Raw genomic sequence first — 25,104 nt, 5'->3', positions numbered from 1 at the left:
GACTTAGTAGCTGGTATTAACGACTATGTTACTTACTACAACACTAAGCGTTATCATAAGCGTTATCAATGGAAATTAAACAGCCTAACTCCGGTAGAATACCGAAATCAGGCTGCATAAAGTTTATATTTTTTTAGTGTCTACTTGACAGGGCCCACACCACTCTCCTTAGTGCTTAAATAATTAATTAATCTTCTGGAAATTCAGCGGCAGTAAAGACTTCTGATACGTCGTCTTCATCTTCAAGCCGATCAATTAAACGTTGTAATTGTTCCACTTTATCTTCCGGAACTGGAACTGTATTTTGGGGAATCATTGTTAATTCAGCGGTTGCTAAATCATATTTCTTTTCTAAAGCGTCACGCACTTCTGCAAATGACTTAGGATCTGTATAGATTTCAAAGACATCATCTGAAGCTTGCATATCTTCAGCCCCTGCTTCTAAGATGTCTTCAAACATTTGATCTTCGTCAACGTCTAATTCTTCGCGTGCAATCGCAATGTAACCCTTACGGTCAAACATAAAGCTAACAGAACCTGTTTCACCTAAGGCACCACCATTACGGTTGAAGTCTGTCCGTACAGCAGAAGCAGTCCGGTTGCGGTTATCTGTTAAAGTGTGAACTAAAATAGCTACCCCACCAGGACCGTAACCTTCGTAAGTAATTTCTTCGTAGTTTTCACCACCGGCACCAGTAGCTTTGTCTAGTGCCCGTTTAATGTTATCTTTAGGCATGTTGGCAGCACGAGCTTTATCCATCATTAAGCGCAATTGTGGGTTAGAGTCTGGGTCAGGACCACCACTCTTTGCAGCCATATAGATTTCTCGTGATATTTTTTGGAAAATTTTTCCACGTTTTGCATCTTGGGCATTTTTGCGGCCTTGGATGTTATGCCATTTTGAATGTCCTGACATTTCTAATACCTCTTTCCGATTATTTCAAATTTGGCTATCATGCCAACTTTCATAATAACAAATTAATGACGCTCATGCAATCCTTAATTAGCTAAAGACAATTTAATAATTAGTTTTTTTAGACTGGTATGTTCCAGTAATTGTAAGAGCACAAAACCTAGTAATACCCCTAATGTGTTGGCACACAGATCATCGATGTCAACTACGCGCTGAAGATTGACCGCCATATCACTTATAAACTGACAGCATTCAATCGCTAAGCCAGGTAGTAATGCCCAGCCAATTAATTGGACTGAACTTAACTTGGGTTTAGCTAGTCGCAAGTATACTCCCGCGGGGACGGTCATCAAGACATTTTCTACAAACCCCCCGTCAAAATATTTAAGTGCCACGAGGTTGTAAGCTACGTTACCAAAATATTTAATTGTTTTATAGCTACCAGCAAAAAAGGCCATCCCAGCTGGATAAAAAGTTAGCCACACCACCGTGATACTGTAAACTAGCGCTGAGTATAAAGTTATTTTTTGCCAACTCGTCCACTTTTTAAAAAAATAAATTCGTTTAAAACTTACTATTACCAGCAAACATAAAACTAAGACTGGTATCCACGTCATCTTCCTTCACCTCATAAACATTATTACATAATCTTTAATCCAAAACTAGCCGCTGATAGCTACGAAGCAAGGCTGCCACCTGAAGTTGGACCGCATTATTATTGTTTAGGCGTGCAAAGGCGCGGGCATCTTCTAACGCTTCTAAAATCACTTGGTTATCTTTTTTCAAGTTTAAATTATTTTCTGCTTCTAATAGTTTTAAGCGGGGCAAATAGTAGGTTCTGTGGCTACTAGCACACTTAGCTAAAGCCAATTTGATCAAGCGGTTACTTTCCTCAAAATCGGCCATTAATGAATGGTATTCCGCTAAAAAGTAAGCCATCGTTAAGTACGCATAGGTCAACTCGCCCCCTATTTTTTTAGGTAACTTGTTAAAGAAGCGCTCAACCTTATGAAAAAAGAAGTGCGCCTGTCTGGAAGCATCGTGGCGCATATAAAAAATTCCTTCACCTAAATAAGCCAAATAAACGTACAGACTCAAATTGTTAGTGTCTAACGCCTTTAAAATTGGGTTAAAGGAAGCTGTTACCCGTCCCAAAGGTTGGTTAGTTAACACGTTAGTCATTCCCTCTAAGAGATAGTAACGTAGTACTTCTTCCTTAGTCTTTATTTGGCTAACATCAATCTTTTTTAAAAGTTGCTTAACTTTAGGGAAATCTTCAACCATTAGGTTTTCTTCAATCTCTGCTAGCCTAGCCTTGATTGTCCTTAAAGTCAATATTTCGCCGTCATCTAGGTCATCTAACCCCAGGCCTAGCCTAGCACACAGTTGGGTCAAAATAGCCAGAGAGGGGAGTTGGCTCCCCCTTTCAAATTTGCTTAAGGTCGCTTGAGTACAGATTCCTTGACATAAAGTTACTTGTGTTAGTCCTAATTTTTTCCTTTGTGCAACAAATTTCTGAATATTCATCATGTCACCTACCTAAGACACAATTATAGCCAAAAGTTACTAGGTAAGTCTAACAAGTTATCCTTTGCCAAACTAAAAAAACCTAGCCCCTAAAAACGAAGGTGCTAGGTCAATTATTAGTTTTATAAATCTTCTACCACTAAGTAGGTACAATCCAATGGTCCGTGTACCCCTACTACCAGTTCCATTTCAATATCACCGGAATTTGAGGGACCAGAGATAAAGTTAATCGCTGATGTTTTTAAGCTCCCCGCTGCCAAGCGTTGTTCATACTTGGTGACCGCCTGCCTAGTTGAAGCAACTAAGCCACTCTTAGGAACCAAGGCCAAATAATGTTCTGGTAAGAAATTAAACCCCCGTCCCTGTTTAGGACTAACAACCACGGTGATTGTGCCTGTGTTAGCAATTAAGTAATCCGCAAAGCCGACCGCTAAATCAGCTTGATTAGCTAGTTGTTCATTTTCCATTCGACTCAACTCGGTGGACCAACAATCTGTTTGCTCAATCCCGGTTGCCTTTGCCCAGTGGTCTAACTGATATTCTTGCCATTTAGCCGATTTAACCCCCGGTAGCAAGAGCCGTTTAGCCCCAATTTCTTGGGCATAATCCTTCAGAAAGTCTTCCAATTCAGCCCGCTTTTTCACAACCACCTTAGCATTAACTTCCTCGGCGTTTTCTTTAGCGATTGTTAGCAATTCTACTCCACTTTTATCCGCTAAAACTTGTTCAGGGAGATCATTTAACGGAGTGAAAGCTTTAACCTGATGACGAGGCCGCCCAGCTTTTTTCGCAATCCTATCTAAAAAAGCTTCACGATTTTCTTTGCTATTAGCTTGGCTTAATAAATTAGTCATCACTTTCATCTCCCTTTTGCTTAACCCTAATTGCTACTTCAACTGGTTGGTGCTTCTTATACCAGTTGCGGAAATTGTCCTTATTTTTAGGTGGTACTGGAATATCACGAATATCAGACCAACCCTTAACTAACTTAGGCGCTACCTTAGGTAAATGCTTAATTTTACCATTCTCATAGATAGTCCCACTGACATCTTTTTCATCTTGGGCCTTACCAAACATCCCCAACCCAAAGTGCTCCATCTTTAAAGCAGATTGGAATAAGAATGGTGAGCCCGTCCCCGTTCCAATCACCTTCATGATTAAGTTAGTCATACTATGATCTAAGTGTTTGTCATCCATCTCAACAATCCGGTGTTTTCTAATCAAATTGTGTAACGGAATCTTTACTGGGCAGGTCTCGCTGCAAGCAGCACACAAGGAACAAGCGTAAGGCAGGTCTTCAAATTGGTCATAACCACCCAAAATTGGTGATAACACCTTGCCCAAAGGTCCGGGGTAAATCGAGCCATAACCTTTCCCCCCAATATGCCGGTAAACAGGGCAAACATTCATGCAAGCACCGCAACGGATACATTGTAAAATTGGCTCAAATTCCGTGCCTAAAGCGTTAGAGCGCCCATTATCTAAAATAACTACCCAAAAGTCTTCCGGACCATCGACTTCACCGACAACTTGTTTACCAGAAAAAGTACAGTAAGTCGTTAACTTCTGACCTACAGCTGAACGGGCAAGCATATTATCTAAAACTTCGGCTTCCTTCATAGAAGGAACAATGCGTTCCATCCCCATTACGACCACCTGCGTCTTAGGTAAGGCCATGGTTAAATCCGCATTTCCTTCGTTAGTATCTAGATTAATAATCCCTTTATCCGCAACCGCAAAGTTACAGCCCGTAATACCGAAGTCGGCTTTCATGAAGTAGTCTCGCAAATAGCCCCTAACAAACCGGGCTTCATGTTGTGGGTCGTTATCACCGGTGTAACCTAATTTTTTAAATTCGGCTTGAACTTGATCGCGGTTTTTATGCAAGGTTGGAAAGACAATGTGCGTTGGTTCATCCCAATTATCTTCTTGGAGGATAAACTCAGCCAAGTCACTTTCCAAAACATTGACTCCCTCGATGTCTTGCAAGGTCTTATCTAAATCAATTTCAGTTGTCACCATTGACTTAGACTTAACAACGTTATGAGCTTGCTTTTTAATTACTAGCTCCTTAATAAAGTCACGCGCTTCCTTTTCGGTTTGGGCAAAAAAGACGTGACCCCCTTGTTTTTCAACGTTACCCGCAAATTCTTCCAGGTAATCTGGTAAATACTTTAAAACGTGTTGGCGAATTTGTTCTGCTAAATCGCGCCATTCGTTCCAGTGCCCCATCTCACGCCGCGCTTTTGTCCGCTTAATGAATTGGGCATCTTGGGCCTTAGCAACAGCAGCTTGCATGAACTTATCGCTCTTAGCGTCCGCAATTCTTTCTAGGTAAGGCTTATTGCTTGTTGAAATTCCCATTTAAAACACCCCTTCTCCATTAGTTGGAACCACAACGTGGTCAGTATCTGAGATATACTTAATTCTACTTGGATCGACGTTGTGGTTCAAAACCTCGGCAATATGCATAGCCTTAATTTGATGCCCCAAGCGATTCATCCGGCCAGCGATATTCATCAAGCAGGATTCTTCGGTTCCAATTAAAATTTCGGCATCGGTATCCATGATATTTTTTACCTTTTCGTCAACCATTTCTACAGACAATTCTGGCCTTTTGGCGGAGAAAGTTCCCCCAAATCCACAACATAGTTGCACATTTTTTAAAGGAATCCGTTTGAGGTCCTTAACGTGGTCTAATAGGACAAAGGGCGCGGTTCTCTCTCCAATTAACCGAGTCATGTGACAAGAACGGTGAACCGTTACCTTAGCATCTAATTGCGCCCCGCAATCCAAAATGCCTAATACCCGGTAGATAAATTGGGTAAATTCATAAATTTTACTATCAATTTCTGCGGCCTTAGGTCCATATTCTGGATCGTCTTTAAAGATATCCTTGTACTCTTTAATCATAAAGACGCAGGAACCTGAAGGGCCCACAATATAATCGGCGTCGATACTTAACAAGGCATCAATTTCATTTTTAAAGGTTTTTATACTTGCTTTAGAGTAGCCACTGTTATAAGTTGGTTGTCCACAACATATTTGTTTCTCCGGTAAGACGGTTTCACAACCTAGGCGTTCTAGCACTTCGACCATCGCAATCCCAACTTTAGGAAAGAGTAAATCAACTAAGCAAGTAGAAAAAATACAAACTTTTGGTTTCTTCATGATTATCTAGCCTCCAAATAGAAGCTAGTCACCCCCTTTAGAATGATTCTAACCTAAATGCAACTTTATTATAACTCTTAAATTCACAAGTGTCATTAAACTTATGCTTGTTATAACAATATTTTCTACCCAAAAAATATTCCATATAAGAATATTTCACATTGGACTACTTGCTTTTTGAAACAATTTATTAGCTTGGACAAAAAAATATGGATTGAAAGCCTTAAAAAACTTTCAATCCATAATCTAACCTTAGCTATGCTTATTTAGTTGAAGAGCGCTTGATAAAGCCATATGGTAATTCAATCGTCTTTTCTTCAACCGTTTCCTTGTTCATCATCTTAGTCAAGAAACGCATTGCCACCGCCCCAATATCGTAAAGTGGTTGGGTGATGGAAGACATTTGTGGCCGAATGATTTCAGTCAACTTAGAGTTGTTGCTGGTAATAACTTCAAATTCATCTGGAACCTTAACCCCAGCATCTTGGGCACCGTTGATAACCCCGGCAGCCAATTCATCGTCACCTACAAAAGCGGCTGTTGCTTTAGCAGCTACCATCGCAGGCCATAAAATTTCGCCAGACCGATAGCTATAGTCTGTTTCAAAGACTAATTCTGGATCATATTCAATCCCATGCTTAGCTAAAACGTTCTTGTAACCTTTAAGTCTGTATTGACCATTGATTGGGTCTGAAAGTGGTCCAGAAATGAAGGCCACCCGCTTGTTACCATGATTAATCAAGTCAGAAACAGCTTCTTCGACGGCCGCCACATAATCAATGTGTACACTTTCAACTTCTTCTTTAGGGTCCACAGAACCCGCTAAAACAATTGGCGTCTTAGAACGTTCAAACTGAGCGCGTAAATCATCAGTAATGTTATTACCCATAAAGATAATACCGTCAACTTGCTTAGCCAATAAAGTGTTCAACACTTGAATTTCTTTTTTAGGATTACCGTCTGAGTTGGCTAAGATAATGTTGTACTTGTACATTGCAGCCACATCATCAATCCCGCGAGCTAATGATGAGAAGTAAACGTTAGTCACATCGGGAATAATTACCCCAACAGTAGTTGTCTTTTTACTTGCTAATCCCCGTGCGACTGCATTAGGCCGGTAGTCTAAGCGATCGATTACTTCCAAAACCTTTTTTCTTGTAGCGGGCTTAACGTTAGGGTTACCGTTAACAACCCGAGAAACAGTTGCCATTGAAACGCCTGCTTCATGCGCAACATCATAAATAGTGATGGTTTGCTTTTCCATGTTAGCTTTCCTCCAAAATTTATTTTTCATAACTTCTTTCATAATGCCTTATTTAATTTATCAAAGTTCACCATAAAATGCAAGCGTTTCAAGCCAAGTTTTCATAATTATTTTCAAAAAATTCGGCTAGCTTTTCAAAAATTAACGGGCCTAATACTAGTGTGCTATAATGAGGTAGTTAGTAAAACTTACATAAAAGGAGTGACCCTCATGTCACATTTAACTAAGGTCCAACAATGGCTGGCTGAAAACGACTATGATATTGCTTACGTCAGCGATTACAAGAACATCCAATACTTTACAGGTTTCGGCAGTGACCCCATTGAACGGGTGTTAGCCCTCTTTATCTTTCCTGATAAAGATCCTTTCATTTTTGCACCTGCCCTAGAGGTCGAGGCTGTAAAAGAAGTGGGCTGGAAATATCCTGTCTATGGTTACCTCGACCATGAAAATCCTTTTGCTTTAATCAAGGACCACATTCTTCAAACCGCTGGTAATCCAGTTAAGTGGGCAATTGAAAAGGGTAACTTAACTGTTGAACGTTACGAGGCTTTCAAACAACAATTCCCTAGCGCCGATTTTACAGGCAATATCAGTCCCTTAATCGAACACGAAAAACTCTACAAAACCCCAGCAGACATCGAATTATTAAAAGTCGCTGGTAAATGGGCTGACTTTGCTTTTGAAGTGGGCTTCAACGCTTTAGCCCAAGATAAGACTGAACAAGATATTGTGGCCGAAATTGAATATGCCTTGAAGAAAAAAGGTATCCTCCACATGAGTTTTGATACCATCGTTCAAAGTGGCGCTAACGCTGCTGACCCACACGGCGCCCCTAAGGCAGACAAGATTCGTCCTAACGAACTTTGTTTATTCGACCTTGGGACCGTCTATAAGGGCTTTGTATCCGATGCTTCAAGAACTGTAGCCTTTGGTCAAATTGATGCTAAGTCAAAAGAAATCTACGATGTTTGCTTAGAAGCTCAATTGACTGCCCAAGCTGCTGCTAAACCAGGGATGACCGCCGCCCAGCTGGATAAAATTGCCCGCGATGTGATTGACAAGGCTGGCTATGGTCAATACTTTATCCACCGACTTGGTCACGGAATGGGCCAAAGTGACCACGAATTCCCATCAATTATGGAAGGAAATAATATGGAATTAGAACCCGGTATGTGCTTCTCCATCGAACCAGGTATCTATATCCCAGGCGTAGCCGGAGTTAGAATTGAAGACTGCGTTTACGTTACCGATACCGGGGTAGAACCATTTACCCACTATCCTAAGGACTTAATTACCCTACCCGTTAAATAAAATTCGATTAAGCATTATTGAAATAACCTCAAACTAGCAAGCCAATGCTAATTTGAGGTTATTTTATTTTTTCCTTTACAAACATAAATCATTTGGTATAATACTTACAAAAAGTAAGTAAAATAAATGAGGGATTAGCATGTCCATGACTGACTATCGTATTACCCCCAAAACTGGACTGGAATTTGGCCTTTATTCTCTAGGTGATCATATGCCTGATGCGCTCACCGGCGAGCGGGTTTCAGCTAAAGAAAGGGTTAATCAAATTATCCAAGAAGCCAAGTTGGCAGAAGACGCTGGCCTTGATTTTTTTAGTATCGGCGAAAGTCACCAACAATATTTTGTGGGCCAAGCTCATGCCGTTTTATTAGGGGCAGTCGCTCAAGCTACCTCTAAAATTAAGCTTGGTTCAGCTGCTACTATCGTGTCAACTTCAGATCCGGTAAGAATCTATGAGAACTTTGCAACCATCGACCTTTTATCTAACGGACGGGCCGAGATTATCGGTGGCCGGGCCTCGCGTTTAGGCTTATTTGAACTGTTAGGCTACAACGTCAGCGATTACGAAGAATTGTTCGAAGAAAAATTTGAATTATTACTAAAAATAAATCAAGAAAAAAGGATTACTTGGCAAGGTAATTTCCGCGCACCACTCCATGATGCAGAAATTCTACCGCGCCCATTAAACGACAAGCTCCCTATCTGGCGGGCAGTCGGTGGGCCGGCAGAAAGCGCCATTAAAGCAGGGATGCAGGGCGTGCCTATGGCCATCGCAATGTTAGGCGGACCTGTTGCCATCTTTAAACGCTCCGTTGATGCTTACCGCCAGAGCTTGCGCCTTAGTGGTTATCAACCAACCGATTTTCCGGTTGCTACCACCGGACTTTTCTACGCGGCCGCAGATACCAAGACCGCCTTACGCGAATTTTACCCTTACGTTGATAAGGGCATCACCCTCGCTAATGGAACCGGCTTTAACAAGCGCCTATTTGCTAACGGAGCTAAAATTCAAGATGTAATGGCTATCGGTAGTCCCCAAGCTATTATTGAAAAGATCCTCTACCAGCATAAACAATTTGGACACCAACGTTACATGGCTCAAATTGATTTTGGTGGTCTTCCCTTTGAAAAAGTTATGAAAAATATTGAAATTATTGGTAAGGACATCCTACCTGCCATCAAGAAATATACGAGGAAGTGATTAAAATGAAAATTGTAGCCCTTGCTGGTTCAGTCGTTGGTAAAAAAACTTTAACGGTCATGAACTACGTCGCCCAAAAAATAGCCACTGATTTTAGTGAAATTGACTTTGAGCTAATCGAGCTCGCTAAAAAAGATATCCAATTTAGTGACGGTCGTAACTACTTAGAGTACAGTGGCGACACCCTAGAAGTTACTACTAAGATTATGGCCGCAGACGCTTTAATTATTGGCAGTCCTATTTTTCAAGCTGCTATCCCCGGCTCCGTCAAAAATATTCTTGACCTCCTACCTGAAAAAGCCCTTAGGGATAAAGTTGTCTCCCTAGTCATTACAGCCGGCTCTCCTAAACACTACCTAGTGGCTGAAATGCAATTAAAGCCAATTCTAGCCTACATGAAAGCCCAGGTTTTACCTGAGATTGTGTTTGTAGAAGGCCAAGATCTCTACCGGAATGAGATTATCAACCATGATATTATCTTTAGACTGGATAAATTGGTAGAAGATACTGTCTTGATGGTGGAGACCTTTAAAATCCTCCGCCAAAAACAAGAGGATGCCCTCTTTTAAAAAAGAAGCACGCTTACTTGCAATCAGTAAACGTGCTCTTTTTAATTCACTTAGTCTGTTACTTTAGTACTCTTTTTAGGATAAAAGACTTCGGTTGGATGTTCACTTTCAAAGTCAGCAACATCTTTAGCTTCTCCAAAAGCTGAACGCCCATCGATTATGATGTCGTCTTGCATATCTTCTGCTAAGTCTTCCTCTGCTAACTCTTCCTTAGCAGCTCTTAAATGTTCGCGCAATTCAGTAGTTGCTTGCTTCAAAGAAGTAATTGCGTCCGTCATTTTCTCATTTTCCTTTAAAGCATCAGTCTTGGCCAAAACCTTATCTTTTAAAGGAGCAAAATCTAAGCTGTTAGCTTGTAAGAAGTCGCGCAAATAGCGATCGTACTTGAGCGCTTTTTCTCGTCCATCTAGCAATGCTTCATCCAGTTTTAGGGCAATCTTTTCACGTTGTTCTTCCGTAACCTTTTTAGAAAGTAAAAAGGATGCACCTGCAACCGCACCTAAACCTAGTAAGAAAGTTTTCTTCATCATCAATTACCTCCACTTCTAGTCTGTCGGATTCTTCTTATGTTTATTATAAAACTTAAGTGCTTGCTTTCCTAGTCTAAAAGCCATTGAAGCTTGGGTCGCAGCCTTAGCTGAACCACTCACCCTTTCAGCCATATTCCGGCTAGCAGCATTTAAATCTGAAATAGATTCGCTTAATTCTGCCATTGTTTCAAAAAGTGGATCTAGCTTGGCACTTTTTTGATTAACATCATCCATCAAAGTATTAGTTTTATTTACTAACTGTTCCAATTCTTTAGAGATGCCGTTAATATCCTCGGTTACCGCCCCAATACTTTTAGTTGTTTCTTCCAGGGTCTTGATTAAGCCCTTGAGCACAAAGCATAAGGCGATTACTAGTATTAAAAATGCTCCTGCAGCAATTAAACCTGCTAATTGTCCAAATGTTAAAACCATACTTTTTCCCACTTTCCGCATTTTATTTACCTATTTTAGGATATCATTCTTACCCTAAAACTTCAAATTGCAACCAGTCAGTTTCTTAAATTCTTAATGTTTCTTCTCGCCCTTAGATTTGATATCATTAGAATTAAGATTATTTTTAGGCAGGTGTCATTTGTGCAACTTAATACTATTCTCTTAACAGCCGGAGTAACTAGCGACGTTAGTAAACAAGTTAGTAAGCAAACCAACATTCTTTCTCGGTATGTTGCTAATATTGATTGGGACGCTATTATTGGAAAAGTCGTCTCTACTACCATCGCGCTACTGCTAGTTTCGTTACTCTTCATCTTGCTTAACCTCATTGGCAAAAGCATTATTAAACGAAGTTTTAGACACACCCGTTTTGTCCAAAACCTGGCTAGCAATCGTATCGAAACGGTCTATTCGTTGACCCGCAATATTTTCCACTATACGATTCTCTTCTTTTATCTCTACGCAATCCTATCAATTCTAGGTGTCCCTGTCGGAACCCTCCTAGCCGGGGCTGGAATTTTATCAGTTGCCTTAGGTTTAGGGGCCCAAGGATTCGTCAGCGACGTAATTACCGGGGCTTTTATTCTCCTAGAACAACAACTAGCGGTCGGAGATAGCGTTAAGATTGGAACTATCGAAGGCACCGTTCACTCAGTAGGGCTAAGAACTACCCAGATCTTAGGCTATGACGGTACTTTGAACTTTATTCCTAACCGTAGCATTACCATCATCAGTAACCTCTCGCGTAACGATATGCGGGCTTTAATTGAAATTGGACTTGATCCTAAAAAAGAAATTAAGGAAATGATTGCCTTAGTAACCAAGGTGAATGAGGAATTAAAGCCTAACTACCCTGACATTACCAGTGGTCCTAACATTTTAGGCACCTTTGACAGCGGCAACGGGCGCATGGTCTTAAGAATTGCCATTTATACTAAAAATGGCGCCCAGTTTGCAATTCAAAGCGCCTTTTTAGAGCGCTATCTAGAAGTGTTAAGAAGCAATGGCTTTGTAATTCCCACTAGCCCCTTAAACTTAGCCGGTAAATAAAAAACCTGACCCATCCCCGCAATGAGGATGGGTCAGATTTTTTATAGCCTAGTATTTGGCCGCAAAAACTTCGGTTTGGCGGTGTTCAATGTAAGCCACCATTGCCTTTACCCCTGCAAAAATTGCCTCTTCCTTAGGAGCCAAGTATTCAGAATGAAGTGAGTAGGGACTATCCACCCCTAACCAAAACATGGTTCCCGGAATTTTAGAGAGTAAAAAGCCAAAATCTTCTCCGGTCATAGCCGGCTGAGTTTCCACAAAGTCGACCTCTGGGTTGGCTTGCATAAAGTCGATAAAAGCCTTAGTCGTCTGGTCATTATTTTCAACCGGATAATAACCACCTTGTTCTAATTTCAAATCCAATTGACAGTCAAAAGCTTGGGCAACCCCCTTGGCGATTGCTTCCACCCGCTTTTGAATCAAGCGATTATTTACTTGGGTCAGCGCCCTAATCGTCCCATCAATTTGGCACTTACCAGCTATCACGTTACCAGTTGTCCCGGCTTCAAAGTGGCCAAGAGTCACCACTCCGGCTTGGATTGGATCAACATTGCGGCTAACAATTGTCTGAATTTGGTTGACAAATTGTGCCCCAGCAACAACCATATCATTAGCCATGTGCGGGTAAGCAGCATGACCACTCTTGCCGGTAAAAGTGGCATGAATTTCACAAGTGCCTGCAAATAAGGTGCCCAACCGACAACCGATTGTCCCCGCAGGTAATTGGGGGTTATCGTGAAAAGCATAGATTTCATCAGGCATCCATTCATCCATGACCCCACTTTCATAAACCTGCTTGCCACCACTTAAAATTTCTTCGGATGGCTGGAAAAGAAACGTCAGGTTACATTCTGGTTGAACCTCCGCAAAGTGGCTTAAAATCCCAAGCGCCACCGTCATGTGGATGTCATGACCACAAGCGTGCATCCGGCCTGCGTGTTTGGAAGCGTATGGCAAGCCGGTTTGTTCTGTCACTGGTAGCCCATCAATATCAGTCCGATAGCCAATCGTCTTGCTAGGATTCTTTCCTTGAACATGAACTAAGATTGCGGTCTTCCAAGTCTTAATTTCCAAAAAAGTTTGTGGCAATGACTTGATGATTGCCATTAACTTAGCGGAAGTTTCAAATTCTTCCATCCCAATTTCTGGAATTTGGTGTAGTTGTCGTCTAATTTTAATTAGTTCTTCAGCTGTAAATGCCATCATTAACCCTTCTTTATTTAAAAAAAGTGGGACTGCTTAACATCCCACTTCTAGTCTTAAAGTTTCCGTAAGTCGTCAACGATTTCCTTCTTATCGCCGGCAACGTCTTTAACATCCTTAATCTTACGAGCAGGAGTACCTGCAACCACAGTATAAGGTTCAACGTCTTTAGTAACAACTGCACCAGCGGCAACAATTGCACCCTTTCCGACCCGAACACCTTCTAGGACTACTGCGTTAGCCCCAATTAAAACATCATCTTCGATTGTAACTGGTTGGGCAGAAGGTGGTTCTACCACGCCAGCTAAGACCGTGCCGGCCCCAATGTGGCAGTGCTTACCAACTAGGGCCCGGCCACCAAGGATAGCCCCCATATCAATCATTGAACCTTCACCGACTTCGGCCCCAATGTTGATAACGGCCCCCATCATAATCACGGCGTTATCTCCGATTTCAACTTGGTCACGGATAATTGCACCTGGTTCAATCCGGGCATTAAATTGCTTTTTATCAATCATAGGCACCCCAGTGTTGCGCCCATCATTTTCAACCCGGTAATTAGTAATCTTAGCTTGGTTAGCCTTTAAAAAGGCTTCAACTTCTTGCCAATCCCCAAATAAGACCCCAGCTTTATCGTTTAGATAAGCATCGATGCTTGCTGGTACCTCTAATTCATTTAATTTGCCCTTAACAAAAACCTTAACCGGCGTTTGCTTTTTAGATTCCGCAATCGTCCGAATAATTTCATTAGCGTCTAACTTTGGCACTAGAACTCCTCCTCTTGGGAACAACTAGTTTTACCTTAGTCCCCGTGTTTTTTGTTTCCTCTAGATAGCCTGCCTTAGGTTCAATTAGATATTGCCTTTCTAAATCATGCGCAAAGTAATTGACTTCTTTCATAATTTCCCGCCGGGTAATAATTCCTAAAAAAACGCCCGCCTGATCAACTACCGTTAAGAAGGGTTGATCCACCAACAGGTGCAGAATTTCTTCAATATCATATGGCGCCTGAATCTTAGGAAAATCGGTCTGCATTATTTCTTTAACAGTCATCCGGTTTAGCCGGCTAGGGTCAATCCCATTTAAGCCTAGCATGGTCTCGGTTATCATCGCTAAAGAAAGCAAGCCCGTAACCCGTTGTTCTTTATCTAAAACTGGAATCTTTGCATACTTCACCTTGGTTAGTACCAATAAAGCATGATTTAAATTATTAGTTTCAGAAACATTAGCCACTATTTCAGCCGGGATTAAATATCCACCCTTACGCTGGCTGAACATTTCTTCTACCGCTTTCGCTATCATCTAAAAACCCCCTTAGGCTACTACTTTATATTCTATGGTATTTAAATAAAATTACAAGTCTAAACACCTTGCTTTTCTATGTTAACAAAATCTTTTTCAAATTCATTTGTGAAAAGCTTAATTTTTTCTCGAAAAACTTTGCAAATAATTTAGAAAGCTTATTGACATTAACTAAGTCCCTTATTATGATAGTATGAGTAATTATTTCATTGTTACATAATTATCAAGTTTATACATATTTATATAGGAGGCTCATATGCATTTCGCATTAACAGCAAGATTAGCTGCCGAATTCTTTGGGACAGCTATCATGGTTATTTTAGGTAACGGTTCTGTTGCCAACGTTGAATTAAATGGTACTAAGGGTTCCAGGAGTGGTTGGATGACAATCGCTGTTGGTTACGGGTTTGCGGTTATGATTCCCGCTTTAATGTTTGGATCTGTTTCTGGTAACCACATCAACCCTGCCTTTACTTTAGGGTTAGCTTTTGCCGGCGACTTCCCTTGGTCCGAAGTTCTTCCTTACATCGCCGTTCAGTTCTTAGGGGCAATGGTGGGGCAATTAGTTATTGTTGCCTGCTTTAAACCTCACTACGACCTCACAGAAAATCCTGAAGCTATCTTAGGAACTTTCTCAACTATCGACGCTTCTAAGAGCCGCTTAAATGGGTTTGTGAACGAATACTTTGGGACTTTCACATTAGTTTTTGCTGCCTTAGCAATTACCCACTCACCAATTTTTGCTCACGGTAACCAAGGTGCAGGCTTCATCGGCATCGGTCTATTAGTGATGGTATTAGTTACTTCATTCGGTGGTCCTACTGGTCCAGCCTTAAACCCTGCTCGTGACCTTGGTCCTCGGATTGTGCACGCCTTACTTCCACTGAAGCACAAAGGTTCTTCCCAATGGGATTACTCATGGGTACCAGTGCTTGCACCTATCTGTGCCGGTATTAGTGCCGCTTTACTTTACAAGGCTATTTTTGGTCTTTAAGATTTTAATTTAACCTAATAAAAGGCCCACGCTAGAAATTAGCGTGGGCCTTTTATTTATCCTAGTTTAAAGGATCACCGTACCATCTTTGATAGAGGTCTTCGATGACTGTTAATGCCTTAATAGTTTGAGCAGGCGTTACAAGTGGACTAGCAACTAATCCCTTAGCTAGACACTCATTGAAGTGAGCTAATAGGTAAGCTAAGCCTGACTGGTAGTTTTGATCTACTAACTGGTTTGTCCCACTAGTTGTTTCAACTGTAGCAACCTTAGCTTCGGTATAATTAGGAACGGTAATCTTTCCGTCTGTTCCCACCAAGGTTAGCTTATCTTCACCGGTTAATTCGGTGGTGACAAAGGCATTGACTAACAAGTCAGCTACCTTAAAGGTCAAGCTGGCGGAGCGGTCGGCTTCACCAATATTATTTTCAGCAAACCCTGCCCACTCCGATACTTCACCATCAGTTAAGTAAGCTGCCAGTTCTAAGGGGTTACTCCCACCTACATTTAAAGCCCCCCCACCAGCTGCCAAGTCTTGGAGCCAGTCGTTATTGTTAGCGAGCTTGAGGTAACGTTTAATTTCGATAAACCGTAGTTTACCAATCGTCCCCTTAGCCACTTCCGCCTTAATTCGTTGCATTAACGGCAAGAAGAGTACACTTTGTTCTTCCATCAATAGCAAATTCTTATTGGCAGCTAGCTGGAATAATTCTCCGGCCCCCACCTTGTGTCTAGTAAAGGGTTGTGCCATCAAAATATGCTTACCATGCTCGAGCGCATACTTAGCACAAGCGTAGTGGGCCCGGTTATACTTAGGAATGTAGATTACATCTACATCACTTACTTCACATAACTCTTCATAACTACCATATGCTCGCTCAAGTCCCAACCTCTCAGCTTGTTTTTGCGCATCGGCAAGACTCCGGCCGGCAATGGCTACCACTTTAGCTTCTTCAACTTGTTCGATTGCCTTGACAAATTCTGTTGCCGGCTGGCTTGCACCTAAAATGCCATAAGAAATTTGTGCCATTCTCGTCACCTCTATAATCCTTTATTAATCTCTATTGTACCAAGCTAATCGCTAAAAGCCTAGTAATTTCAAGTCTTTTCTTTGCCAGGTCAACTAAAAAAAGCCCAAGCCAAAAGCCTGAGGACCTTTAGCTTGAGCTTTAAAAGCAGCTTATTTTTCTAAACGCTTAGTCAATTCTGCAGTTAATTCTTCATAACCTGGGCGACCAAGTAAAGCAAACATGTTCTTCTTGTAAGCTTCAACCCCTGGTTGGTTGAATGGGTTGATGCCATTTAAGTAACCTGAAATAGCAACAGCAATTTCAAAGAAGTAGATTGTGTAGCCTAAAGTGAAAGCTGTTTGGTCAGGAATATTAACGATCATGTTAGGAACATCACCGTCAGTGTGAGCTAAAACAACCCCTTGGAAGGCCTTAGTATTAACGAAGTCCATTGACTTACCTTCTAAGTAACCTAAACCATCCAAGTTTTCTTCTTCCTTAGGAATAGCCACGTCATGGTTTGGCTTACCAACTTTAACAACAGTTTCCATTAAGTTCCGACGTCCTTCTTGGATGTATTGACCTAATGAGTGTAAGTCTGTTGAGAAGTTAGCTGATGAAGGGTAGATACCTTTTTGATCCTTACCTTCTGATTCACCCATCAATTGCTTCCACCATTCTGAGAAGTATTGTAAGGATGGTTCGTAGTTTTCAAGGATTTCAGTAGTGTAACCCTTGCGGTATAAGATGTTACGTAAAGCTGCGTATTGGTATGCTTCGTTCTTTTCTAAGTCAGCATCAGCGTAGTCTTCACGAGCTTGGGCTGCCCCAGCCATTAATTTATCAATATCTGCGCCTGAAACAGCAATTGGTAATAACCCAACTGGTGTCAATACAGAGAAACGACCACCAACATCATCAGGAATGACAAATGTTTGGTAACCTTCTGCATCAGCTTCGGTCTTCAAAGCTCCACGTGCCCGGTCTGTTGTAGCATAAATCCGTTCGCGTGCACCTTCTTGACCATACTTTTCAACCAATTTTTCCTTAAAGACACGGAAAGCGATTGAAGGTTCAGTAGTTGTACCAGACTTGGAGATTACGTTAACTGAGAAGTCACGGTCCCCGATTAAGTCTAATAAGTCATGAACATATGATGATGAAATTGAGTTACCAGCAAAGAAGATTTGTGGTGCATTCCGCTTTTCAGCTGGTAAGTAGTTATAAAATGAGTGGTGTAAGAATTCAATTGCTGCCCGGGCACCTAAGTATGAGCCACCGATACCGATTACAACCAAAACATCTGAGTCTGATTGAATCTTCTTAGCAGCTTCTTTAATCCGTGCAAATTCTTCCTTATCGTAGTCAACTGGTAAGTTTAAGAAACCACGGAAGTCGTTACCTGCACCAGTACCTTCACGTAATTCTTTATCAACTGCTGTAACTAAAGCTTGCATTTCACCAAGTTCGTTAGGGTTAACAAACTTAGTTAAATTTGAGCTATCAAATGAAATATGAGCCATTTAGATCTCTCCTTAGTAAATGTTATCTACAGAAGTAATTATACAATTATACCCACAATTTTTAAAGCACAAATTGACGATAAATTATTATTTTTCCTTAAAAATACTTAACAACTAAGAAAAAAGAACCCCGCTACACTTGAGCGGAGTTCTGCAACTTTATTTCAATTGTCCTAAGATAATCCCACCGGCAATTACTAGAATTGAGCCTAGACATACGTATAGCCATTCTTTTTTCGTCTTATGTTCACCCAATAGGAGGATTGAACCGAAGGTGGAAATAACGATTCCCATTTGGGAGAAGGAAAAACTAATTGCTAACCCGACGGCTGCAGTCGCCATGAACATGAAGAAGTTCCCTGTTCCCCAAACTAAACCGGTAATAATATTTCTGAAGGTAGCCACTTCGAAGGCATCTTTACCTAAAGCAAAGACCGAAGCACCAGCAACCATCCCTAAAGCTTGTGGTAACACCATTGCCTGAGTATCAACGCTTGCCCAAGTTACTACTACTGTATAACCCAAATAACCAAGGGTAGATAGGACTAACGCCCGGCTACCTAAAGCCCAATTTTCTTTCACGGTATTATCAGTTGCGACACTCTTATCCTTTAAGGCTGTTAACGTTGCCCCTAATACCAATACCACTAAGGCGATTGTCCCTAGCGATAGTTGCCGGCCGGTTGTCCATTCATGGAACAACAAAGCCCCGGCCAAGGCGTTAGACACTAACTGGGCCCCCGTTGAAATTGGCACAGCCTTAGAAATTCCGACCGCCTTCATCGCGTGGAATTGTTGGTTTTGACCTAAACTCCAAAATAAACCTGAAACAATTCCGACCAACCATAGTTTTAAACTATTACTACTAATAAAGTGTTGCCAGGAAAATAGCGTCATTAAAATTGAGAAGACCAAAGCCCCCCAAGTCATTCCAAGTGTTTGTTGGTTGGCATTTCCACCTAATTTACCGGAAATTAAGCCAACACTTCCCCAAGCTAAAGCTGGAATTAGCGCAATTAACATATTAAGTTCCTCTCTTTTCTCTTCTTATGCATTCTCTCTTGTCATAACAAAAAAATATTTTATCAGTTTCTGCCCCCTAATTTCAAGTCTTAAATTTACCGCTTTAACGCTTTAATGACGCACAAGAAAGTATTTTCAAGAACTTTCTTCACAAGCGTTTTAAATAGCCCTAGTTTACCAACTATCATTTCTTGTGACTAGTTCACATTTATTTAAATCAACCCCAAAAATGAAAATTTATTATTTATTTTCATCGCTAATTTTTTAAGACTTCAGTAAGTCCCCCAAGCTTAATTGACTTAAAATTCTTTTTTGGTTTAAAATTAGGTGACATTCTTTTGGAAAGGACGGTTTATAACCGTGCGTTTAAAAAAAATTAGTGAATTTCTAAATACACGCAAGGGCTTTTTTACCTTCCTAGTCGGACTTTTTTGGTTAAAAACCATCATTGTTTACTGTATGGACTTTAAGTTAGGGGTAGCTACTCCCTACCAATGGTTGGTCCTTTTAATCAACCCCCTTGCAACCACCATGCTGTTATTCGGATTGGCTTTGTATGTACACCGAACCTTACTTTCGTACCTAACCATGGTTTTAATTTACATTGCCAATAGCGCCCTCATCATTTTTAATGTGATTTATTACCGCGAGTTTACCGACTTCATGACCTTTAACGTTATTTTCGGTTACTCGTCAGTTTCAAATGGGCTGAGTACTAGTTCACTAGCTTTACTGGAACCGGCTGACCTTATCTTAATTTTAGATTTAGTGTTGATTTTAGGGGCATTAATTACCAAGAAAATCAAACTCGACCCTCAGCCCGTAGCGCGCAAGACGGCCGTAGCTATCAGTTCCTTGGGTTGTTTAATGTTTTTTTTCAACTTGACTTTGGCCGAGATCTCGCGGCCCCAGCTATTAGGACGGACCTTTGACCGGGTTTACCTCGTTAAGTACCTGGGCCTTGACGCCTACACAGTTTACGATGGCCTTAAAACCGTTAAGACCAACCAAGCTAGAAGCGACGCAGAGAGTGCCGATTTAAATAAGGTTTTAACCTTTACTAAGGAACATTACGCCAAACCTAATCCGGACTTATTTGGCATTGCCCAGGGAAAAAACGTGATTGTCATTCACCTAGAGAGTTTCCAGCAATTTTTAATCAACTATAAGTTAGATGGCAAAGAGGTTACTCCTTTCTTAAACAGTCTCTACAACGGCAACGAAACTTATAGTTTTGCCAACTTCTTTAACCAAGTGGGTCAGGGTAAAACTTCCGATGCCGAAAATATGCTTGAAACTAGCACCTACGGGCTGCCACAAGGCTCCTTATTTACCACCCTCGGTAGTGATAACACCTTCCAAGCAGCCCCAGCGATTTTAAACCAAGAGGGTAACTACAGTTCCGCCGTCTTCCATGGTAATGTGGGTTCATTTTGGAATCGGGACAATACCTATAAGAACATGGGCTACCAATATTTCTTTGATGCCTCTTATTACAATACCAATTCTAATAACCTCACTGAGTATGGCCTCAAAGACAAATTGCTCTTCCACGACTCGGTTAAATACTTAGAAAGATTGCAACAACCTTTCTATGCTAAGTTCATTACCGTTTCAAACCACTTCCCGTTTGAATTAGACAAGAAAAACACTAGCTTCAAAGCAGCTAACACCGGGGATAGCACGGTTGATAATTACTTTGTAACGGCCCATTATCTAGATCAAGCTGTAAACGAGTTCTTTAACTACCTAAAGGAATCAGGCCTCTACAATAACTCCATCATCGTTATCTACGGAGACCACTACGGTATTTCTGATTCCCGCAACCTAAAACTGGCCCCACTACTAGGCAAGTCTGCCACCACCTGGTCTGACTATGACGATGCCCAGATGCAGCGCGTACCATTCATGATTCATATTCCTGGTATCACTACCGGAGGAATTCAAGAGCAATACGGGGGCGAAATTGACGTACTACCAACCCTTCTCCACCTCCTAGGAATTGACAGTTCGAAGTACGTCCAATTTGGAACCGACTTATTCTCACCAAGCCATGATCAGGTTGTAGCCTTTAGAAGCGGTACCTTTGTCACCCCTAAGTACACAGTTGTTGGCTCTACCATTTATCAAAATGGGAGTGGGACCGTAATCACCCACCCTACCAATAAACTTAAACAGGAGCTCAAGGCCGATAAGCAAAAGGTCCGCACTGAGTTAGCTTTGTCTGATTCGCTCAATAACAAAAACCTACTGCGCTTCTATGTTCCAGCAGGTTTTACCCCAGTAAATCCACAAAATTACAACTACAAAAAGCAGTTAAGCCAACTCGAAAAGCTCCAACAAATCCTAGGTAATAACTCTACCAGCCTTTGGAGCCAAAAGGGCAACCAAACTACTGCCAACCTTTATAACTCTGATGCCCCCGAGTTAAAGACCACTGATCAAGAAGCAAGCGACGCTAGTACTGACGCTAGCGCCTCCACTGCTAGCAGTCAGGCTACTGCACAATAAGTAAAAAGAAGGAATCCTAAGAATTGCTCTTAGAATTCCTTCTTTTTTGATTACCTAATTACTTAGGGCTAGGGAAAGTTAAGCTAAAGGTCGTCCCCTTTCCCTCTTGACTAGTTACCTCGATTTTACCTTGGTGCAACTGCATTAGCTGGTGGACAATTGCTAAGCCCAAGCCGGATTCTCCATACTTGGTATTATTACGTGATGGGTCAGCCTTGTAATAACGCTCCCAGATATTGCGCAACTGCTCTTGGCTCATTCCAATTCCAGTATCAGTAATCCGGATTATGACTTCATTAAAGCCACGTTCAGCGCTAATATTAATCACCCCATCATCGGTAAACTGGACCGCATTTTGCATCACGTTAAATAAAATTTGCACGAAGCGGTCATAATCAGCGTAGACTTCTAACTGCTTAGGCAAGGCCAACTCAAAGCGATCATTACTTTCCTGGGCCTTTTGTTGTAACTGTTCAACCAGGTTATGAATTACGGTAACGGCATCAAATTTAGATTTCGATAGGCTAATCGCCCCACTCCGAATCTTTTCATAATCTAAATTTTCGTTAACTAGCCTAATTAAGCGCTTGGTTTCATTGCGCATCAACTCGATACTTTGGCCCTTGCTTTCTTCAGGAATGGCATCGTAAGCTAATCCTTCTAGGAGACCGTTAATCGTAGTTAGTGGGGTCCGCATTTCATGGGCCGCGTCAGCCATAAACTGGCGCCGTCGTTCTTCTTGCCGCTTAATTTCTTCTTGCGACTCCTTTAATGAGCTAGCCATTTTATTGAAATCGGCGGCCAAATAATCAAGCTCATCACGGCCGTTATTTTCAATCTGAACGTCAAAATTACCTCCGGCAATCTGGTGACTGGCCTTACGTAAGCGGCTAATCCGTTTGGTACTATAGTGAGCCAGGATATAACTAATTAAAATCCCTAGAAGCGCCGAAACTAGCAGGGCATAAATCAAGCTCTTTTGGATTTCCTTAATACTTGATTCGATATTAGAAACCATTGCCCCGACTGAAATAACTGCCACTAACTTACCTTGCGAGTTAAAACAGGGTACGAAGACATCGGTTGTGATAACTTGCTTACCCCAATTAGGGAGCTGTTTTTGGGCGGAACTCAGTTTATTTTGGGACGTGCTCAACTGTTTTTGGTTAACCTTTTTTCGATCCCCAATATCCTTGCGCCGCCGCAAAATTTGCCCCGCCTGCAGTTTTTGCCAATCAGTTTTAGAAATCACTGACTGAAACCCGTCCAAAGGGTACAGGACCTTATCACGTCCGGTGTAGATTGTGAAGTGAACCTTTTGGTTTTGAAGGAGTAACTCACTGATTTCCAAGTTGCTAACATTTAGGGCGATTTGTTCACCATTAGAAGTGTTGACTAACTTCAAGGAAGTACTCTTCAAGCTATAAGCGTAGGTCTCCATTTGTTGCCAAGTAGATTGGTAGACATTTTCTCTCATTAAATGGAAAAATGAGGCCCCTAAAATTACCAACAAAGTAATAATGACCACAAAGAAGGCCAACATTTGTTGATAGATTAATTTCATTTAAGTTTTACCTCAGAATCATCGAATTTATAACCGACCCCCCAGACGGTTTGGATTACCTGTGGACCAACCTTTTCTAACTTCTGCCGTAATTTCTTAATGTGGGCATCAACGGTCCGTTCATCCCCATAGTATTCATAATCCCAGACCAATTGTAATAGCTGTTCGCGGGAGAAGACCTGTCTTGGTTTTTGGGCTAAGGTCTTTAATAAATCAAATTCTTTGGGCGTTAAATCATTAATCTGTTTATCAAACAAGAAGGCTTCACGCGTCTTCGTATTAAGCTTAAAGTGATCTGTGACCACGTCGTAAACCTCGGTGTCATTAAGAACGTTAGCCACTTTGACACTAGGAATTTCAGCCCGCCGGTGTAAAGCCTTAATCCGCGCAATTAAGGTAATCGGTGAGAAGGGTTTGACTACATAATCATCAGCCCCCATTTCCAAGCCTAAAACTTGGTCACTTTCCGAATCACGGGCAGTCAAAATAATAATCGGAACTGTTTTGGAAATTGCCCGAATTTCAGCGTTCACTTGCATCCCGTCTTTTTTAGGTAAGTTTAGGTCAAGCGTAACCATGTCCCAACTATCTGGAGCCTGCTTAAACTTTTCGACTGCTTCTTCGCCATCATAGGCGTACTCAACATCCCATTGTTCCTTTTTAAAAAACATCGACATCATTTCAGAAACAGACTTATTATCTTCCACCATTAATAATTTCATAAACGTCCCCTCTCTTCTCTATCTAGCTTATTTTAGCCAAAAATTATTAAAAATATATGTCTTTTTTAGGAAATTTTACAACCGCGGTTGTTTAAAACTGGCTAACTTCTCAACCGTCAAATCCTCAACGATTGCTAAGGCCAAGGCCAATGAAGCTTGATAATCCTGATAAGAAGCAAAGCAATATGGTGAGTGTTCATAGCGAACCGGAATCCCAATTACAATCGTAGGTGCTCCATTTTCGTAATAAATGGCCGCTCCATCTTGACCGCCCCCAGTTCTTACAGACCGGGTGTAAGGAATTTTTCTTTGGTCCGCTAGCTCACACACATACTGTTGGAAAACCGGGTTAGGGATAAAGGTTTTATCCATGTCCCTTAACATTGGCCCCCGTTTCATTCCCGTTTGTGATAGCCAGTCTGGCTCAAAGGTATCGTCGGCTGGGCATGATTCTAGCACGATGGCTACGTCCGGCTTAATCTTTCGAGCGGTTACGTAAGCTCCTCGTAACCCCACTTCTTCTTGGGAGGAAAGTGCACAAACTACATCTAGGTTGGTTTGCTTACCTTGAAGTTCCGCCAATAAATTGACCATGACGGCTGCCCCAAAGCGATCATCGAAGTCCTTACCAAAAAAGACTTCGGTTTGTTCATTGTATTGGCAGTCGACGTCCACAAAGATCGGACAGCCAGTATCAATCTTAAAGACTTCCAGCGTTTCTTTGCGCGACGACGAACCGACATCGATTTGCATTTCCGCAATCTCTGGAACCTTATCTCCCTCTCCGGCCGCCATAAAATGCGGTGGCTTAGTGGCCACTACCCCCGGAATATAGACGCCCTCTTTATTTCTAACCTTAACCTTAGTCCCAGGAATATTGTACTTTACCCAACCACCTAGGGGGACAAATTTCAATAAGCCGTTAGGACGTACGGCTTGGGTCATAAACCCGACCGCATCCGAGTGGGCATCTAACTGGATTACCGGCCGCTTGCCTTGGTTTTCCTTCTTGCTGGCATAGACGTTAAGCATGCCGTCAATTTCGATATCTGCATAGGGTTCGATGCGGTCAACAAACATCTTAACAAATTCATGTTCAAAACCAGGAACGGCATTGGCATTTGAAAAGTCCGTTAACATTTGAATTTGAGCTGCTTTTTCCATTTGCAAAAACCTCACTTTTAAATTAAGTCACCTAAATTATACCATGAAGAAACTTAAGCAAAAAATGAACCTCTGCTCAAAATGCAAGAGGTTCAT

The 25,104-nt window shown here is 41.5% G+C and carries 25 protein-coding genes; 7 read left to right on the top strand and 18 right to left on the bottom strand.

Annotation, left to right across the window (positions count from 1 at the left end; translation table 11 throughout):
* Positions 1 to 15 precede the first annotated feature (15 nt).
* Positions 16 to 120: an IS3 family transposase gene (locus tag FC14_RS11115; protein ID WP_420890255.1), complete on the top strand. Its 105-nt coding sequence runs from the start codon at positions 16 to 18 to the stop codon at positions 118 to 120.
* Between the two features lie 67 nt (positions 121 to 187).
* On the opposite strand, the gene FC14_RS02455 is transcribed toward FC14_RS11115, so the two are convergent.
* The 7 genes from FC14_RS02455 to ccpA form a co-directional block, all read right to left on the bottom strand.
* The gene (locus FC14_RS02455; protein ID WP_050610757.1) at positions 188 to 916 is read right to left on the bottom strand and encodes a YebC/PmpR family DNA-binding transcriptional regulator; all 729 of its coding nucleotides are present in this window, start codon (positions 914 to 916) and stop codon (positions 188 to 190) included.
* Between the two features lie 83 nt (positions 917 to 999).
* Positions 1,000 to 1,530 carry a VanZ family protein gene (locus tag FC14_RS02450; RefSeq protein ID WP_056976266.1) on the bottom strand — a complete coding sequence of 177 codons (531 nt, stop codon included), beginning with the start codon at positions 1,528 to 1,530 and terminating at the stop codon, positions 1,000 to 1,002.
* A gap of 34 nt (positions 1,531 to 1,564) precedes the next feature.
* Positions 1,565 to 2,440: a helix-turn-helix domain-containing protein gene (locus FC14_RS02445; protein ID WP_056976264.1), complete on the bottom strand. Its 876-nt coding sequence runs from the start codon at positions 2,438 to 2,440 to the stop codon at positions 1,565 to 1,567.
* 122 nt (positions 2,441 to 2,562) lie between these two features.
* Entirely contained in the window at positions 2,563 to 3,294 is a 732-nt protein-coding gene (locus tag FC14_RS02440; RefSeq protein ID WP_056976261.1) for a LutC/YkgG family protein, read from the bottom strand.
* Positions 3,287 to 4,804, bottom strand: coding sequence for a LutB/LldF family L-lactate oxidation iron-sulfur protein (locus FC14_RS02435; protein WP_056976259.1), 1,518 nt, complete (start codon positions 4,802 to 4,804; stop codon positions 3,287 to 3,289). Before FC14_RS02435 ends, FC14_RS02440 begins: the two co-directional genes overlap by 8 nt.
* On the bottom strand, positions 4,805 to 5,611 hold the full coding sequence (locus FC14_RS02430; protein WP_056976257.1) for a (Fe-S)-binding protein: 807 nt from the start codon (positions 5,609 to 5,611) through the stop codon (positions 4,805 to 4,807).
* Between the two features lie 262 nt (positions 5,612 to 5,873).
* Positions 5,874 to 6,875, bottom strand: a complete 1,002-nt coding sequence (gene ccpA, locus FC14_RS02425) for a catabolite control protein A (protein ID WP_050610763.1) — start codon at positions 6,873 to 6,875, stop codon at positions 5,874 to 5,876.
* Between the two features lie 210 nt (positions 6,876 to 7,085).
* On the opposite strand from ccpA, the gene FC14_RS02420 reads away from it, so the two are divergent.
* From FC14_RS02420 to FC14_RS02410, 3 genes are all read left to right on the top strand, one after another.
* On the top strand, positions 7,086 to 8,189 hold the full coding sequence (locus tag FC14_RS02420) for a M24 family metallopeptidase (RefSeq protein ID WP_050610764.1): 1,104 nt from the start codon (positions 7,086 to 7,088) through the stop codon (positions 8,187 to 8,189).
* Between the two features lie 139 nt (positions 8,190 to 8,328).
* A complete protein-coding gene (locus FC14_RS02415; protein WP_056976255.1) occupies positions 8,329 to 9,390 on the top strand; it encodes an LLM class flavin-dependent oxidoreductase in 1,062 nt (353 codons plus the stop codon).
* Positions 9,391 to 9,395: 5 nt separating this feature from the next.
* Entirely contained in the window at positions 9,396 to 9,959 is a 564-nt protein-coding gene (locus FC14_RS02410) for an NADPH-dependent FMN reductase (protein ID WP_056976252.1), read from the top strand.
* Positions 9,960 to 10,009: 50 nt separating this feature from the next.
* Here FC14_RS02410 and FC14_RS02405 read toward each other — a convergent pair whose 3' ends face one another.
* Together FC14_RS02405 and FC14_RS02400 are read right to left on the bottom strand one after the other, a co-directional pair.
* Complete coding sequence (locus FC14_RS02405) at positions 10,010 to 10,489, bottom strand: hypothetical protein (RefSeq protein WP_235804495.1); 480 nt, start codon at positions 10,487 to 10,489, stop codon at positions 10,010 to 10,012.
* 15 nt (positions 10,490 to 10,504) lie between these two features.
* Positions 10,505 to 10,921, bottom strand: coding sequence for a DUF948 domain-containing protein (locus FC14_RS02400; protein WP_056976282.1), 417 nt, complete (start codon positions 10,919 to 10,921; stop codon positions 10,505 to 10,507).
* A 162-nt stretch (positions 10,922 to 11,083) separates the two neighbouring features.
* Here FC14_RS02400 and FC14_RS02395 point away from each other — a divergent pair, with 162 nt between their 5' ends.
* Positions 11,084 to 11,992: a mechanosensitive ion channel family protein gene (locus FC14_RS02395; RefSeq protein WP_056976248.1), complete on the top strand. Its 909-nt coding sequence runs from the start codon at positions 11,084 to 11,086 to the stop codon at positions 11,990 to 11,992.
* Positions 11,993 to 12,040: 48 nt separating this feature from the next.
* Here FC14_RS02395 and FC14_RS02390 read toward each other — a convergent pair whose 3' ends face one another.
* The 3 genes from FC14_RS02390 to cbpB are packed head-to-tail and all read right to left on the bottom strand — an operon-like array spanning position 12,041 to position 14,497.
* The gene (locus tag FC14_RS02390; protein WP_056976246.1) at positions 12,041 to 13,195 is read right to left on the bottom strand and encodes an N-acetyldiaminopimelate deacetylase; all 1,155 of its coding nucleotides are present in this window, start codon (positions 13,193 to 13,195) and stop codon (positions 12,041 to 12,043) included.
* Positions 13,196 to 13,251: 56 nt separating this feature from the next.
* Entirely contained in the window at positions 13,252 to 13,962 is a 711-nt protein-coding gene (dapD, locus tag FC14_RS02385) for a 2,3,4,5-tetrahydropyridine-2,6-dicarboxylate N-acetyltransferase (RefSeq protein WP_056976244.1), read from the bottom strand.
* Positions 13,943 to 14,497: a cyclic-di-AMP-binding protein CbpB gene (gene cbpB, locus FC14_RS02380; RefSeq protein WP_056976242.1), complete on the bottom strand. Its 555-nt coding sequence runs from the start codon at positions 14,495 to 14,497 to the stop codon at positions 13,943 to 13,945. The genes dapD and cbpB overlap by 20 nt, the downstream gene beginning before the upstream one ends.
* 256 nt (positions 14,498 to 14,753) lie before the next feature.
* Between cbpB and FC14_RS02375 the strand changes: the two genes are divergently transcribed.
* Complete coding sequence (locus FC14_RS02375) at positions 14,754 to 15,491, top strand: MIP/aquaporin family protein (RefSeq protein WP_056976239.1); 738 nt, start codon at positions 14,754 to 14,756, stop codon at positions 15,489 to 15,491.
* A 61-nt stretch (positions 15,492 to 15,552) separates the two neighbouring features.
* Here the strand turns inward: FC14_RS02375 and FC14_RS02370 are convergent, their stop codons facing one another.
* The 3 genes from FC14_RS02370 to FC14_RS02360 all read right to left on the bottom strand — a co-directional run bounded on the left by FC14_RS02370 (position 15,553) and on the right by FC14_RS02360 (position 19,047).
* Entirely contained in the window at positions 15,553 to 16,521 is a 969-nt protein-coding gene (locus FC14_RS02370) for a Gfo/Idh/MocA family protein (RefSeq protein WP_056976237.1), read from the bottom strand.
* Between the two features lie 150 nt (positions 16,522 to 16,671).
* The gene (locus FC14_RS02365) at positions 16,672 to 18,024 is read right to left on the bottom strand and encodes a glucose-6-phosphate isomerase (RefSeq protein WP_050610774.1); all 1,353 of its coding nucleotides are present in this window, start codon (positions 18,022 to 18,024) and stop codon (positions 16,672 to 16,674) included.
* A 159-nt stretch (positions 18,025 to 18,183) separates the two neighbouring features.
* Entirely contained in the window at positions 18,184 to 19,047 is an 864-nt protein-coding gene (locus FC14_RS02360) for a GRP family sugar transporter (RefSeq protein ID WP_056976235.1), read from the bottom strand.
* A 360-nt stretch (positions 19,048 to 19,407) separates the two neighbouring features.
* Between FC14_RS02360 and FC14_RS02355 the strand changes: the two genes are divergently transcribed.
* On the top strand, positions 19,408 to 21,558 hold the full coding sequence (locus FC14_RS02355) for an LTA synthase family protein (RefSeq protein ID WP_056976233.1): 2,151 nt from the start codon (positions 19,408 to 19,410) through the stop codon (positions 21,556 to 21,558).
* Positions 21,559 to 21,616: 58 nt separating this feature from the next.
* On the opposite strand, the gene FC14_RS02350 is transcribed toward FC14_RS02355, so the two are convergent.
* The 3 genes from FC14_RS02350 to FC14_RS02340 form a co-directional block, all read right to left on the bottom strand.
* Positions 21,617 to 23,122, bottom strand: coding sequence for a sensor histidine kinase (locus FC14_RS02350; protein WP_056976231.1), 1,506 nt, complete (start codon positions 23,120 to 23,122; stop codon positions 21,617 to 21,619).
* Positions 23,119 to 23,844, bottom strand: a complete 726-nt coding sequence (locus FC14_RS02345) for a response regulator transcription factor (RefSeq protein WP_056976229.1) — start codon at positions 23,842 to 23,844, stop codon at positions 23,119 to 23,121. The genes FC14_RS02350 and FC14_RS02345 overlap by 4 nt, the downstream gene beginning before the upstream one ends.
* Before the next feature lie 75 nt (positions 23,845 to 23,919).
* Entirely contained in the window at positions 23,920 to 25,008 is a 1,089-nt protein-coding gene (locus FC14_RS02340; RefSeq protein ID WP_056976227.1) for a M42 family metallopeptidase, read from the bottom strand.
* Between the last annotated feature and the right edge of the window lie 96 nt (positions 25,009 to 25,104).

Origin of the sequence: Ligilactobacillus agilis DSM 20509 (genome assembly GCF_001436215.1) — a bacterium.
GTDB classification, from domain to species: Bacteria; Bacillota; Bacilli; order Lactobacillales; family Lactobacillaceae; genus Ligilactobacillus; species Ligilactobacillus agilis.
This window is presented reverse-complemented; position numbering and strand designations above follow the sequence as displayed.